14 protein-coding genes are annotated in these 13,696 nt (G+C 54.0%); 6 read left to right on the forward strand and 8 right to left on the reverse strand.

The annotated features are described in order from the left end of the window. The first annotated feature begins 82 nt into the window (after positions 1-82). Positions 83-1,003 carry a ComEC/Rec2 family competence protein gene (locus tag BUA93_RS10335; protein WP_083597343.1) on the forward strand — a complete coding sequence of 307 codons (921 nt, stop codon included), beginning with the start codon at positions 83-85 and terminating at the stop codon, positions 1,001-1,003. Between the two features lie 3 nt (positions 1,004-1,006). Here BUA93_RS10335 and BUA93_RS10340 read toward each other — a convergent pair whose 3' ends face one another. After that, a complete protein-coding gene (locus tag BUA93_RS10340) occupies positions 1,007-1,765 on the reverse strand; it encodes an acyl-[acyl-carrier-protein] thioesterase (RefSeq protein ID WP_072979111.1) in 759 nt (252 codons plus the stop codon). A 52-nt stretch (positions 1,766-1,817) separates the two neighbouring features. On the opposite strand from BUA93_RS10340, the gene aroA reads away from it, so the two are divergent. From aroA to dacB, 3 genes are read left to right on the forward strand one after another with little or no spacing between them, the layout of a single operon-like run. Then, positions 1,818-3,149 carry a 3-phosphoshikimate 1-carboxyvinyltransferase gene (gene aroA / locus BUA93_RS10345; protein ID WP_072979113.1) on the forward strand — a complete coding sequence of 444 codons (1,332 nt, stop codon included), beginning with the start codon at positions 1,818-1,820 and terminating at the stop codon, positions 3,147-3,149. Positions 3,150-3,176: 27 nt separating this feature from the next. Next, entirely contained in the window at positions 3,177-4,748 is a 1,572-nt protein-coding gene (locus BUA93_RS10350) for an extracellular solute-binding protein (protein WP_072979115.1), read from the forward strand. Position 4,749: 1 nt separating this feature from the next. Next, the gene (gene dacB / locus BUA93_RS10355; protein ID WP_072979117.1) at positions 4,750-6,885 is read left to right on the forward strand and encodes a D-alanyl-D-alanine carboxypeptidase/D-alanyl-D-alanine endopeptidase; all 2,136 of its coding nucleotides are present in this window, start codon (positions 4,750-4,752) and stop codon (positions 6,883-6,885) included. 55 nt (positions 6,886-6,940) lie between these two features. On the opposite strand, the gene BUA93_RS10360 is transcribed toward dacB, so the two are convergent. From BUA93_RS10360 to BUA93_RS16310, 4 genes are all read right to left on the reverse strand, one after another. Continuing rightward, positions 6,941-7,393: a hypothetical protein gene (locus tag BUA93_RS10360; protein WP_072979119.1), complete on the reverse strand. Its 453-nt coding sequence runs from the start codon at positions 7,391-7,393 to the stop codon at positions 6,941-6,943. Positions 7,394-7,440: 47 nt separating this feature from the next. Then, the gene (locus BUA93_RS16675; protein ID WP_256374678.1) at positions 7,441-7,563 is read right to left on the reverse strand and encodes a hypothetical protein; all 123 of its coding nucleotides are present in this window, start codon (positions 7,561-7,563) and stop codon (positions 7,441-7,443) included. A 101-nt stretch (positions 7,564-7,664) separates the two neighbouring features. After that, positions 7,665-8,780 (reverse strand): DNA polymerase III subunit beta, encoded by a 1,116-nt coding sequence (gene dnaN / locus BUA93_RS10365; RefSeq protein ID WP_072979121.1) that lies wholly within the window; start codon positions 8,778-8,780, stop codon positions 7,665-7,667. Further along, positions 8,781-8,933: a hypothetical protein gene (locus BUA93_RS16310; protein WP_175547423.1), complete on the reverse strand. Its 153-nt coding sequence runs from the start codon at positions 8,931-8,933 to the stop codon at positions 8,781-8,783. A gap of 63 nt (positions 8,934-8,996) precedes the next feature. Here BUA93_RS16310 and BUA93_RS10370 point away from each other — a divergent pair, with 63 nt between their 5' ends. Then, positions 8,997-9,278 (forward strand): hypothetical protein, encoded by a 282-nt coding sequence (locus tag BUA93_RS10370; RefSeq protein ID WP_072979123.1) that lies wholly within the window; start codon positions 8,997-8,999, stop codon positions 9,276-9,278. Beyond that, positions 9,265-10,092 carry a M23 family metallopeptidase gene (locus BUA93_RS10375; protein ID WP_072979125.1) on the forward strand — a complete coding sequence of 276 codons (828 nt, stop codon included), beginning with the start codon at positions 9,265-9,267 and terminating at the stop codon, positions 10,090-10,092. Before BUA93_RS10370 ends, BUA93_RS10375 begins: the two co-directional genes overlap by 14 nt. A gap of 2 nt (positions 10,093-10,094) precedes the next feature. On the opposite strand, the gene BUA93_RS10380 is transcribed toward BUA93_RS10375, so the two are convergent. From BUA93_RS10380 to BUA93_RS10390, 3 genes are all read right to left on the reverse strand, one after another. Further along, positions 10,095-10,391 carry an STAS domain-containing protein gene (locus BUA93_RS10380; protein ID WP_072979127.1) on the reverse strand — a complete coding sequence of 99 codons (297 nt, stop codon included), beginning with the start codon at positions 10,389-10,391 and terminating at the stop codon, positions 10,095-10,097. Between the two features lie 29 nt (positions 10,392-10,420). Next, positions 10,421-12,874, reverse strand: a complete 2,454-nt coding sequence (locus BUA93_RS10385; RefSeq protein ID WP_083597345.1) for a SpoIIE family protein phosphatase — start codon at positions 12,872-12,874, stop codon at positions 10,421-10,423. Positions 12,875-12,959: 85 nt separating this feature from the next. Further along, positions 12,960-13,631, reverse strand: coding sequence for a histidine phosphatase family protein (locus tag BUA93_RS10390; protein WP_072979131.1), 672 nt, complete (start codon positions 13,629-13,631; stop codon positions 12,960-12,962). Positions 13,632-13,696 lie beyond the last annotated feature (65 nt).

The raw sequence follows: 13,696 nt of genomic DNA on the forward strand, positions 1-13,696 counted from the left end.
CCTGTCTGGAGCTTTTTTTCCCATTTTTCGCGGTTCGTGCGTGTATATAGGAGAGACTTTTGCAAAAATGGAGGTTTGTCTTATGGTGATACGCAAAAATACGAACTTGTGGATTCCAGTCTGGATTCTGCTGTGTTTCTTGCTGTGGGGCGGTGCCGCAGTGGTCGCGGGGGTTGTCCTGGGTGGCTGCGCCTACGGTTCCGGCGGCGAGGATGAGCCGGATCCTGTCCGTGTGTCGGTCCTCGATGTGGGGCAGGGGCTTGCCGTACTGCTAGAAAGGGAGGGCCGCCATGCGCTTTACGATTCGGGCCCCGATTCGGTGGGGGTGGTGGATTCGCTTTTGGCCCGTGGTGTCGATTCGCTTTCGTGGGTGCTCCTGAGTCATGGGCATCGCGACCATGTGGGCGGTTTTATGGAAATGGGGGAGGTGCTTTCGGCGGGGCGTCTGCATGTCGGGCGCTTGCTGGTGGGGCCGGATACGGCGTCGGGGCTTGTGCCCGACAGTGTCCTCCGTCTTGCCCGGCGGTTCGGGATACCGGTCGATACGCTTTTCCGAGGCGATACGGTGTGGCTTGCCGACGGCTTGAAACTGGATGTCCTGTGGCCTCCCGAATATGGGCGGTTCGGCGAAAACGGGGCGAGTGTCGTGATGAAGGTGGCTCTCGAAGACGACTCCGAAAAACCATCGCTGCTGTTGACGGGCGACCTGGATTCGGCGGGGGAGCGTCGACTTCTGGAGCTTTCGCCTAGCTTGTCTGCGGACTTGTTGCAGGTGCCGCACCATGGCTCGGCGGGAAGCAGCACGCTCAGGTTCCTTTCGCGGGTGTCGCCGCGGTATGCGGTGATCGGTGTCGGCCGGAATAACCGCTACGGTCACCCGACCGCAGAAGTCTTCCAGAAACTCCGCTATGTGACAGGGGATTCCGCTGCGGTTTTCCGCACGGACTTGCACGGGACTGTCTCTTTTGGAATGTGGCCCGGAATCGGGGTGGTGATGCCCTGAGTATTATTCCCTGAAGCCTACGCGGACCTGGAAATGGCAACGGTTTGTCGTCGGACTCTTTTCCATGTCGGCGTTCATTCCGAAGAATATGGCGTGGTGGTTTGTGTCCTTGAACCGGATGATGTTGATGTTGGCACCGAGCGGAACCTGCTGGACAAAATTCAGCTGGATGGAACGTATCCCGCGTTCTTTGAGTTCCTGTTTCGAAAGGCAGTCGATAATCCAGTCCACGTAGCGGCAATGGTTCACGTGGTGGTTGATGTCGAGGTCGCTGTTACGGGCTCTTTCAGTATAAACTAACTGTGGGTCTTCGCCCATGGGCAGCACTTGGAGCATTTCGGGTAGCGCGCTTTTTTCAAGCTGCACCGGGAAGGGGTAGGGACTTCTGGACGGGTTCTCGGCAAATCCCGTTTTCAGGTTCACCAGGATCCACGAAGAAGTCCCTTCGGCGAGGGCGCGGCCCTGGCTATCGACGACGGCATAGTCCTTGAGCACCACCTTGTCCTTGTAGATTTCCTTGATCCAGGTGGTAACCCCGAGCGTTTCCCCCATGAGCGGGGTATGGTCGATTCTCACCTTCATGCGCGTGATGGCGGAGGTGTAGCCGGCCTTGATCATTTTCCACAGCCCGAAACCGTTCGCTTCGGCGTCGGCGATGGCCGCCTCTTCCATGAACTGGAAAAGGCGTGAAAGCTTCAGTCTGCCGTGCTCGTCGCAATCCGAAAAACGGACCGTGAATTTGTGGTCTGTGATTTCGCTCATGTTTTAAACTCCGTGTAATCGTTTTACTTTTTTAATTTATAAATTTACGGACATGGATACACCTTTTTTTCGCCCCAGTAACATACAGATTCCCGCTTTGAAGTCTTATAACGGTGAACTTCGCGTTCCCGGATCGAAAAGTATCACGAACCGCGTGCTTTTGGTGTCGGCTCTTGCCGCTGGAATGACTCGCCTACATAACCTTTTGAAAAGCGACGATACCAGCTACATGGGCGAGGCCCTGAAATCGCTGGGCGTTCATGTGGAAATGTCCGAAGACTTTACCGAGGCCGTCATCGAAGGCAGCGGAGCTCCGATTGACGCCCCGACGGTTTTGCTGGAAGACGGCAAGAATTTCGCCGGCCTTTACCTGGGCAATGCGGGAACCGCGATGCGTTCCCTGTGTGCGGCTCTCGCGTTGGGGCGCGGCGTGTTCCACCTGAGCGGCGAAGAACGCATGAAGGAACGCCCGATTCGCGACTTGGTCGATGCGCTCCGTTCGCTTGGCGCCGATATCAGTTATCTGGAAACGGAAGGCTTTCCGCCGGTCTGCATCAATGCGCATGGCCTTAAGGGCGGCTCTGTTTCGGTGCGCGGCAATATCTCGAGCCAGTATCTCACGGCGCTTCTGATATGTGCCCCGTACGCGGAATCTCCGTTGCATATCCATGTCGAGGGCGAACTGATTTCCGCTCCGTATATTCTGCTCACGCTCGACGTGATGAAACATTTCGGCATCGAGGTGAAGCATGCCGACCTGATGGATTTCTATGTGCCCAAGGGCGTCTACAGGACTCCGGGCGACTATATGGTTGAAGGCGATGCAAGCTCCGCAAGTTATCCGCTTGCTGCCGCTGCCATTGCCGGTGGAAAGGTGCGCGTTTTGGGAGTCGGTACGGATTGCCGCCAGGGCGACATCGCCTTTGTCGATGTTCTTAAGAAAATGGGCGCCGCGGTGACCATGGGACCCGACTGGGTGGAATGTACGGGACCGCAGGGTAAGCTCAAGAGCCTCGGCGAGTTCAATGCCGTCGAAATCCCGGATGCGGCGATGACGGTTGCCGTACTCGCCTTGTTTGCCGATGCACCGATGACGATCAGAGGCATCGCCAGTTGGCGTGTCAAGGAAACCGACCGTATCGCGGCGATGGCTGCGGAACTCCGCAAGGTGGGTGCCGAGGTCCGCGAAACGACCGATTCCATTACGATTTTCCCGCCGGAAAATTTGCAGCCCGCGACAATCGAGACCTATAACGACCACCGTATGGCAATGTGCTTTAGCCTGGTCGCCTTGGGTGGAGTCCCTATCAAGATTATGGATCCTGCTTGCATCAACAAGACGTATCCGAAGTATTTCGACGATTTCCTGAGAATTGCAAAATAAATTTGTTTGTATATTAGGGAAAGATTCATGCTTGGACGGATATACGGCATTGCTTTGTTTGTGATAACCTTGGCCTTGGTCGGGGTTGTTCCTGCATTTGCTGTTCCGGAACTCCGTGCCGCGGCCCCTCCCCCGGATACTCTTGTTCTGTGGGTTATGGACCAGGATATCAATACAGGAACGGCGCTCCAGAAACTGATGCGGAAGTATACGCAACAGAGCGGCATTTCGGTCAAGATCCGTTTCCTGGACTGGGGTGCCGCTTTCGCCGAACTCAACAAGGTCCTTGCGACCGAGGCGGGATCGGGAACGGACTATCCCGACGTGTTACAGCTGGGGTCCACCTGGGTGCCGTATTTTGCCAAGGCGGGCTTGATTTCCCCGCTGACGGAAATGCTGGATGCTGTCGATACGAGCCGTTTCTACCCCGAAATGATGAAGGCTTCTCATATCGGTCGCGACACCGTTGTCTATTCGATTCCTTGGTTCCTGGATGTTCGCGGGTTCTTTGCCAATGAACGGATCTGGTTGGAACTCGGATTGCACGATAGCGAGATTGAAACTTATCCACAGTTCTTTGGCGTGCTGCGCGCCATTGCCGAAGCCAAGGTGCAGAATAGGGCCGGAGGCCTGGTGGTTCCTTTCGAGTTCGGAGTCAAGGACGACTGGACCGGTTACCAGCAGATGTCGCCGTTCCTGTGGAATTTTGGGGGAGACTTTGTCGCCGAAACCGAGAACGGTTACCGCAGCGCCCTGGCGGATTCTTCTACGCTTGTGGGACTTCGTGTTTATTTGAAACTGCTCCGTGATCAGGATGTTTCTCCCCATAACCTCCATGAAAATTCCAGTTCGGCGGCAGATCGCTTCGTGCGCTCCGAGCAGCTGCTGATTTTCGGTACCCCCGAACTGATTCGCAAGATTGAATTTGATAGCGACATTGGCGGGCTTAAGGAAAGCCCGATTGCCAAGGACGGCTTGATATCCGTTTCGGCGCCTGGGGGTCCTGTCGGAAATTTCACTTTTGTCGGTGGCTCCCATCTGGTCTTGCCCAAGAACGGGAATCTCTCGAAACGGAAAGAGGCGAACGACCTTTTCCTTTTCATGGTCCGCGCCGACAATATCGACTACTATTCCAGACAGAGCGGATTTATCCCGTCGGACGAAAGCCTGATTCGAATCTGGATGCAGGATTCCCGCTACAGTCACTTGGTGACGGGGTTGGAACATAATGGCCGTAGCTGCCAGAACATTCCCGAGTGGAGCGAAATCGAAATGTTGGTGAATGCGATGGTGAACTCGGTTGCAAGGAACATTGCGCAAGGGGATCCCGGAGTTGACGATGCAACGGCGCGGCTTGTCTTGGAAACGCATGAAAAAATCAACGGTCTCTTCGGATATAAGGATACGGACCGCGCCGCCGTTCGCAAACGGATCAGGGATGCGTTGATGCAACCGGTCGAGGAAAAGAAATACGACAAGGGCATAAGCTTTGTCGGAAATTCGTCCGGCTTCAGTCCGCGCCTGATCGTGGTGGTTTCGCTGGGTGCCGTTGCCGTTGTTTTGCTACTGATATTCATGATTCGTTTCCGCAAGCATTAGTATGCGAAAAGTTCTATTCTTTGTCTGTTTCCTTTCGGTTGTCGTTTTCGCGAATTTTAGGTTGGATTCTTTCCAGGTCTACGTGGATTCCATGGTACCGGGTTCCCGATACGGGCTTTCGATTCGTTCGGTAAAGTCCGGTGTTGAACTGGGGAATATCCGCGGTGCCGAGAAGTTCACTCCGGCAAGTACGCTGAAAACCTTGACGACGGCGACGGCTCTCCATTACCTGCCGCTTGATTACGCCCCCAAGACCGAAGTGTCGCTGAACGGGAGTGTCCAAAAGAAAAAGTTTATCGGAAAGGTGAATGTGCGTGGCGAGGGCGATCCCAATTTTTCGGGCCGCTATTACGCCGATCCGTTCTACATTCTGAACGCAATGGCAGATTCAATTCACGCGCTGGGAATCGACACCGTGCTTGGCCAGATCACCCTGGACACTGCTTATTACAAAGGCCCGTGGCGTGCCGAACATTGGCGCAAGAATTTTTACGACGCCTGGTACGGTGCTGAAATCGCCCCGCTCGGTTTTAATGACAACTGCACCATGATTCGCTTTAAGCCGGGCGAAAAGGTGGGCGATACGGCCATTGCCGAAATTCTCCCGGATGTGGGTTATGTTGTCCTTAAGAACGAGATGCTGACCGTTCCCGGAAAAAAACGCAAGTGGACCTGGGCGCTCGATTCGGCAAAACCGGAAATCACGATTGGCGGTGCTATCGGAATAGGCGTGGATTCCAGCCAGCTGGTGCTGCCGGTGCGTAATCCGATTGCCTACTTCAAGGCGGCCTTTATCCATGCCCTTAAGGAACGCGGGGTGGCGTTTGTCGAACGGCAGAATGTCCCGGCGGGAATCCAGATAAGGTCCTTTACCTACTCGGCGGCGCCCTTCCTAAGCATTCTCGACGAAATCAATCAGCGTAGCCAGAACCTGCACGCAGAGACTCTTTTCCGTAACCTGGGCGCTCAGAAGGCGGGTGAGGGGAGCGTCGAGGGCGGCCGCACGATGGAGATGAAGTTCCTTAAGGAAATCGGGCTCGATACGGCCGATTTTGAAATATGGGACGGTTGCGGCCTTTCCCCCAGGAACAAGGTGAAACCCTCGACCGAGACGGCTCTGCTTGCGAAAATGGCGCGGCATCCCAAGGGAAAATTTTACATCAACAGTTTTGCCGGGCCGGGGCTTGGAACCGGTGGCAAGCGCATGCTCGACTTGCCGTACCCGTGGCTGACCCGTTTCAAGACGGGCTTCATTGGCGAAGTGCACGGACTGGTGGGGTACATTTACGCGTTAGACGGCGATACGCTCGCGGTCGCGATGTATCTGAACGAGACGGGCAAGAATCCCGACGCCAGGCTCAAGGATGTCCTCGATACCCTGTGGACGCGTCTGGTGCTGCGGACCAATGACCATTACGCCTCGCTCATGAAGATGAAGCTGTTGTGGCTCTCGGCGCAGAACGTGGCGGGACTGACGGCACGTCTCGAATACTTCTCCCGCATGATGAAGGGTACCCCGTACCGTCTGGGACCCATGGGCGAAAGTTACCTGGATTCCATCGAGAGCAAGCCGATTGTGTACATGGATTCCGTAGACTGCGTGACTTATCTGGAGCATGTGCTTGCGATGGCCCTTGCGCCGAACGAGAATGCGATTGCCCCGCTGCTTCAGAAAATCCGTTACAGGGACGGTATCATCGACTTTATGCACCGCAAGCACTATCTGCTGGCCGACTGGGTGGGCGAGGGGAAGTTTGCCCGCCCGATGCAGGTGAACGGCGATACGGTCGTGCAACGCACGATGCCGAAACAGGCTTTCTTCAATGCGAAAAATCTCAAGTACGACAAGCCCGATTCGCCGATGGATATCCGCTACTTGCCCTATGACCGTGCCGTCGAAATGGCTTCGAAACCTTACGAAGGTCCGCTGATGGTGACGGGAATCGCCTTTGTTGCGGCGAAGGAAGACCTTGACGCGACGCATACGGGCTTCGTCGTGTTCCGTCAAGGGGAACTCCCCGTACTCCGCCACGCCGCTTTCAAGAAGCAGGTGCTGGAGCTTCCGCTGAAGGATTACCTGGCAAGCCGCAAGGGGAAACTTCCGGGAGTCACGCTGTTTGAGTTCCTGAAACAATAAAGCAAGTACGCTTTCGTTGTCGTGCCGGGCTAGCCCGGCTCCTTTTAAGAGGAGATTATTCCCCTAAGTCAAACGCAAGAATTGCGACGAGTTCGTGCTGCCCGGGATCTGCGTGGCCTTCTCCTTTCTCGAACAGGGTCCAAGCGTCGGGCATCCAGCCGTAGGCGGCCATCGTGAGTTCCTGCCCCATGGCAATTTCCGCTTTCTCGACTTCTTCCCAGCGGACAGGCCCGACGGGAGCCTTGTAGTAACGCAGCATTCCGAGCGCTTCCATCGCTTCGGGGTAGTTGTCAACCAGCTGGTAAACACAATCCTTGTAGCTTTCGCCCTTTAGGCGGATGACGCGGTAAAGGCGCTTGCATCCCAGGAACTTGGAAAGGTCGCCGTGGTGAACGTCTATCTTGGATCCCTGTCCGAAAAACGTCATGAGTTCGCGGAATATCTCGGAATCCTCTTCCATGAAGGGGGAGAGCTTCTTGATGAGTGCGTTGACTTCGCTTGAGACCATGACCTAATTATAGATAAAATGTGGTGGAGAAATACGCGGAAGGCGCGTTACAGCAGGTAGTCCATACGGATGTTGCGCATACTTTCGAACAGGTTCGCCTTGAGGGTGAAATTTCCCTTGGTGAGACTCTTGATTTTTTTACTGATGCGTTTGCGGATGGCGTTGGACATGGCTAATTCGAATTTCGGAATTCAGAGTTAGAATAAGCGGGAGAGAAATTAAAAAGTCCACCGGAGTGGACTTTTTAATTTATTTGCAATTTGCTCAATCCTTAGTCGGCGAGGCGGAGCGGCATCAGCAAGAAACTGAAGCCCATGTCGTCACCGACGGGTTCGATGATGCAGGCGCCGATCGGGGTGTTCATCTTGAGCACCACTTCTTCGCTCTTGCACATGCTGAGGATTTCGTAGAAGTAACGGCCGTCGAAACCGATGCTGAAGCTGCCTTCGCCGTTGTGCGTCACGGCGAGTGCTTCGCGCGTTTCACCGCCGACATCCGGGTCGGTCGCGGACAGTTCCATGTTGTTGCCGTCCATCTGGAAACGGATTTGGTGGGTACGCGGATTGGCCATCGGCAGGATGCAGTGGACCTTGTTCAGGAGTTCGGTCGTGTTGGCCTGTACGGTTCGTTCGAAGTTCTGCGGAATCACGGCGCGGTAGTTCGGATACGGACCTTCGATCAGCTTTGAGATAATCTGCGTTGCGCCAATGCGGAACAGCACGTGCGTTTCGGTGGTGCAGATTTCGACGGAGTCTTCGTTCTTTGCGAGGCGGAGCACGAGCTGCAGCACCTTCGGGAGGACGATCACGCCGGATTCGAGGTTGGCACCTTCCTGGTCGATGCTTGCGCGGCCCATACGGTGACCGTCGGTGGCGACCATGGAAACCTTGCCGTCCTTTGCTTCCATGAACACGCCGTTCAGGTTCTGACGGGTGTTGTCGGTTGAGACGGCGAATGCGGTCTTTTCGACCAGGAATGCAAGTTCGCTTGCGGCGAGCGTGAGCGAGCTGCCTTCGACTTCGGGGAACGGCGGGAAGTCGCTGGCGTCAAAGCTCGTGATGGAGGCCTGGCCGCGTTCGCTCCACTTGATGCGGGTGAGGTGGTCCTGCACGTCCACGCTGATGGTGTCGATGCTCGGTTCCACGAGTGCCTTGATGAGGTCGGAGAACTTGCGTGCGTTAATCAGGGCTTCGCCGTCGCGTTCACCCATGACTTCGAGCTTAATCCTCACACCCAGGTTCAAGTCGGTGGCGCAAATTTCGAGGAAGTTGCCTTCCAGTCGCAGCGAATAGTCGTTGAGGATTTGCAGGGTCGATTTGTTGGGAATGGCACTGATTGCGATCTGCAGCGCGTCCTGCAATACGGATTTTTTGATACTGAACTTCATTTATGCGCCTCTCTGGATAAGCATAGTTCCAATAAAGAAAATTACGGCAATAGCGCCAAGGACTGCGATAATCTTGGGGTCCAGTGCATTGGCCTTTTTAGGGGTAAATTGCTTTGCGTTCTGTTTTGCGCGTCTGCGGTCGCTACGGCTCATAGTTGATCTCCATTTTTATACGGATAAAAAACTAATTTTTTTACGGACAAAAGGAATGTGAACATGGCAGAAAAAACGCTAAATAAGATAAAAAACAAGGCTTTGAATTTGGCATCGACGGCCCTTTTGCGGGTGGAGCTTGCAAACGAGGAATCCAAGCTCAAAAAGCGTTTTATGGCGCTGGGCCAGAAGCTTCACGGGGCGGTTCGCGACGACCTGCTGGAGACCATCAAGGACGATCCGTCCGTGGTAGAACTGCTGGGTGCCATCGAAGAGGAAAAGCGCCACATTGAATCTCTCCGCAAGCGTATAGACAACCCCGGGTCCGAAAGTGAAGAAGCTTGAGGTCCATGTATTCCCGAGCAAGACCGCTTCGGGTAAAAGCTACCGTTTCTCTTTCTGGGGCGCGGTTGTCGCCGTGGTGGCCGTGGTGGCCGCCGTTCTGGGCTTTGTCCTTTTCTCCCCGGTCCAGATTTTAGACAACATAACGAGCGGGAATGTGACGAATGTCTACCGTCAGAATGCCGCCATCAAGAAGGAACTCAAGGAAATCCGAGCTTCGGTGGACTCCTCGATCTTGCGCGCCGAAGAAACGCGCGTGCTCCGCGACAGTACCCTGAAGGTGGGCGGTCTCGGCTTTATGCTGGATGGTTCTGCCCTCGACGATTCCCTGCTGCAGAAACGCAAGAGCGTAAATGAGGTGGAGGCTTCCTTTAAAAAGCTGCTGGCCGCCCTGGAAAAGGATTCCGTCGCGGCCGAAAAGATTCCGGTGCTTCATCCGATGAAGAACGGCCATGCCGTCAAGAAGCGTTTCGAAATCGTCTATGATCCGTTTACCGACAGCGAACTCCCGCACCGAGGAATTGACTACGTGGCAGCCGAAGGCGATACGGTCTATGCAACGGGTGCAGGTACCGTTATCGAGGTCCGCAAGCATCGCGGTTTTGGCCTTTCGGTCAAGGTAGACCATGGTCACGACGTGCGCACCTTCTATGCCCATTTGGGTAAGAACCTGGTCAACCAGGGACAGACGGTTCACCGTGGCCAACCCATCGCCCTGATTGGCGAGAGCGGGACCCAGTCAAGCATTGGACTCCATTACGAAATCCGCATTGACGGCATCTCGGTGAACCCTGAAAGTTTCTACCTGACGAAATAAGATTATTCGACAGTCAAGATGTCGCAGAAACCGGTCACTTCGAAAATCTCCTTGATTTCGGAGCTTGCGCTTTTCACGACCATGGAACCTTGCTTGTTCATCACCTTCTGGGCCATGAGCAGGATACGGAGACCGGCAGAAGAAATGTAGGCGAGTTTCTTGAAGTCGAAAACGAGCGACTTCAAGCCGTCGAGTTTTCCCTGGATTTCGGCATCGAGCTGCGGCGCGGTCAGGGTGTCGAGGCGTCCTTCGAGAGCAATGGTAAGCTTGTCGTTTTCGGTAGTCTTATTAATCTGCATATTTTTCCTCTTCTATTAAATTAAAACTTTTACAGTGTCTTGGTGATGGCGAGTTCGTTGTTCTCGCCGTTTCTACGGTAGCAAACGCTGTCCATCGTCTTCTTCACGATAAAGATTCCGAGGCCTCCGATTTCGCGCTCTTCAGCGGGGAGCGTCACGTCAGGGTCGGCTTGCTTGATCGGGTCATAGGGCTTGCCGTTATCGATAAAGGTTAGCCTTGCCGTGAGAGTCGCCTTGCGGACTTCGACAATCAGGGTGACCTTGGTTGCACCCGAGAACTTGACGATGTTGCTGTAGATTTCGTCGATAGCGATGTTGATTTGCATCTGCGATTTCAGTGAACCATCCATCGGGGCAAGGATCCCTTCGACAAATGCCGTGAGAATGTCCTGGTTTTCCGGGATGACGTCTACGATTTTTTCGTAGCGGTCCCAAGCATCTTGCATTTGCACTTTCTTTGCTCCATCCATTGGTGTAAGGATGCCTTCGACAAACGACTTCAATTCACCCTTGTTGTCGCCAGAAACATCAATGGTTTTCTCGTAGCGTTCCCAGACGGGATCGTCGATACCGTTGAATTTGATGGCGAGCATGGTAATGTCGTCGAATTGCGGGGCTTCTTGTACAAAATTGTCTATTTCGGTCTTGACGAGTTTGCAGGTGTCGGCTGTATTCAGCTCGCCGCCTTTGGTCAGCGTCGCGAGGAGCCTGCTGTCGCCGAAAAGGACGTCGCTGGTGTTGGTCGCTTCGGTTACGCCGTCCGTGTAAAGGAACAGGGTGTCGCCTTGCTTGAGGTCGTATGCCTGCGGCTTGTAGAGGGTGTCGTCCATGGCCGCCATGGGAAGCCCCGGTTTGCTCATGAGAAACTCGACGGAACCGTCGCTGTGGCGGACTGCGGGCGGATTGTGGCCTGCCGATGCAAAACTGATGTGGCCTGTGCGCAGGTCTATGATGCCTGCCCATACCGTGACGAACATGTTGAGACGGTTGCGCTTCGCAAGGGCGTAGTTGGTCTTGTTGAACGCGTCGACGATCGATTTCAGGTTCTTGGTCATGGTGCGCAGGATTATTCGTGCCACCATCATGAACAGGGCCGCGGCGACTCCCTTTCCTGAAACGTCTCCGATGACAATGCAAAGGTGATCGTTGTCGATTTTGAAGAAATCGTAGAAGTCTCCGCCGACTTCCTTGGCGGGGAGTAGGAACGGAGTGAGTTCGTGGCGGTCGTCATCGGAATTTTCATCCCGTTCGCTGCCGGGGAGCATGGAAAGCTGAATGTTGCGGGCAAGGTCCAGTTCGCGTTCGATTCGCTTCATGTCCTTCTGCTTTTCGATATGTTCCTTGAGTTCGGTCAGCATATTCGAGAATGCGCCTGCAAACTCGGAAATTTCGTCGTGTCCCGTTATTTGAGGAATGGTGACATTGAAGTTTCCTCGTCCGAGCTTTCGTGCGGCGGCCGCAAGTTCCTTGAGTGGCTTTGCCACGCGGAAAGAAATGAGCAAGATGATAATGAGGATGATGCCGTAGCCGCCAAGCGCAAGCATTAGGAACAGCTTGCGCATGGACCTCTGGTCCTGCAGGTATTTCTCGATAGGCCATACGACCATGAAGGTCCAGTTGTTTGAGTTGATGGTGGTGTAGTAGATGGCAGATTCTTCGCCGCCCGCGACGGTGCCTATGAACAGTCCGCTGCTATCACGAGTCCTGCGGTCGAATAAAATTTGATTGTTGCCGTGGCTCTCTTTTACGACAATCTCGCGGTTCCTTTTTCCCTGGGCGATGCTTTTGGGATAGGCTACGGCAACGTTCTTGGCAGAAGTGATGAGTGCGTAGCCGGAGTTCGAAACAGGAATTTCCGAGATGGTTTCTTTAAGGAAATCGATAGACATGTCAACGGCAAGAACACCTGCAAGTACTTCTTCGCCATTCTTGTTCTTCTGGAAAATGGGAACTGTGTAAACGGCAATCGGTTCGGGAACGAATTCTCCAATAAAGGGTTCCTGCCAGCGGCTGGTCTTGCCGTCCCTTGTACTGTAGTACCATTCCTTGTCGTCGTAGTGCCCGCCGGTGACAAGCTTGATTTCGTTTTCAGTGAAACGGGCGAGTCGCATGAATTCGCCTTTGGGTGTTTCAGGCCCCATTCCAGGTTCGTATGCGAGTACGACAGCCACGATTTGGGGAACCAAATTTCGCGCGTTTGTCAGGGATTGTAGCAGGAAGGTGTCTAGTTCCGCCTTGGTCATCTTGCGCTTGCCGAGGGTGGAGGCGACATCGTCACCGACCAGTTTTCCCGCATTGAACAACTTGTCAATGTAATTTACGTTTGCGCGGCTAGACTCTTCTCCGTTTTCTACGGTCATCCTGTTCAGCATGTCTTGAGTCTTGTAGCTCATGATGCCGAATATCAGGCCGAAGACGACCGTAATGGCCGCCAGAATCATCATAGACTGTTTGAATGCGAGTCCCCTGAAATTAAAACCCATAAAACACCTTCTTACTGTTTATGGTTAAAATATATGTAAAAAAAGAGGCGATATCGACAAGGATGGAGAATTTTCACCAAAAAAGTTAAAATTCCAACCAGCCGGAATCAAGCGCTGTTATGGGTACGATACGCTTGCCGCGAGGCGTCGCCGCCACGGCCATGCCGGTCAAAAAATTCATCCAACGTTTCGGTGAAAACTGCATCTCGCAAAAGTGAGTCAAGCACGGCACCACCCAGGCGTCGTGCGTCGCAAAAATGTTGAAGCGGCAATTCCCCTTTTCGAACATCATCGCAAGCATGTCTTCGGAGCGCGCGGCCAGAGGCGCAAACGCTTCTTTATCGCCGCGCGGCTTACCTGCAGCTTCGTTCTGCATCCATTCGCAAATGCCTTCGTAAAATCCGGCGCGCAGCACCTTGGTGTATTCGTCGTAATCTTGAACAAAGTATTCTGCGAGGCAATCCAGTTTTTCGATGTGTGGATTTTCGATGCCGCGGCCCTTACCAATATTCTGCGCCGTTTCGATGCAGCGGCCTACCGGGCTCGAAAAGAAACTCATGTCTCCCTCGGCAGGAATGCACTTGCCAAGCGCCAAGGCCTGCTTGCGCCCACGTTCCGTAAGGCCCACATGCGCACCGAAGTCAGGATCTTCGGGAGTAATATGCCTGCGTTCCCCGTGACGAATCAAAAGGAATACGCGTTCATCAGGCGTAAGGGACGTAAAGAATGTGGATGCCGGAATAAAATTCATATTCATACAATACCATACAGTGTCATCTTGAGCGAAGAACCGTAGGTTCGTAGTCGAAAGATCTATAGTCA

This window comes from Fibrobacter sp. UWH4, from assembly GCF_900142475.1.
Classification (GTDB): domain Bacteria; phylum Fibrobacterota; class Fibrobacteria; order Fibrobacterales; family Fibrobacteraceae; genus Fibrobacter.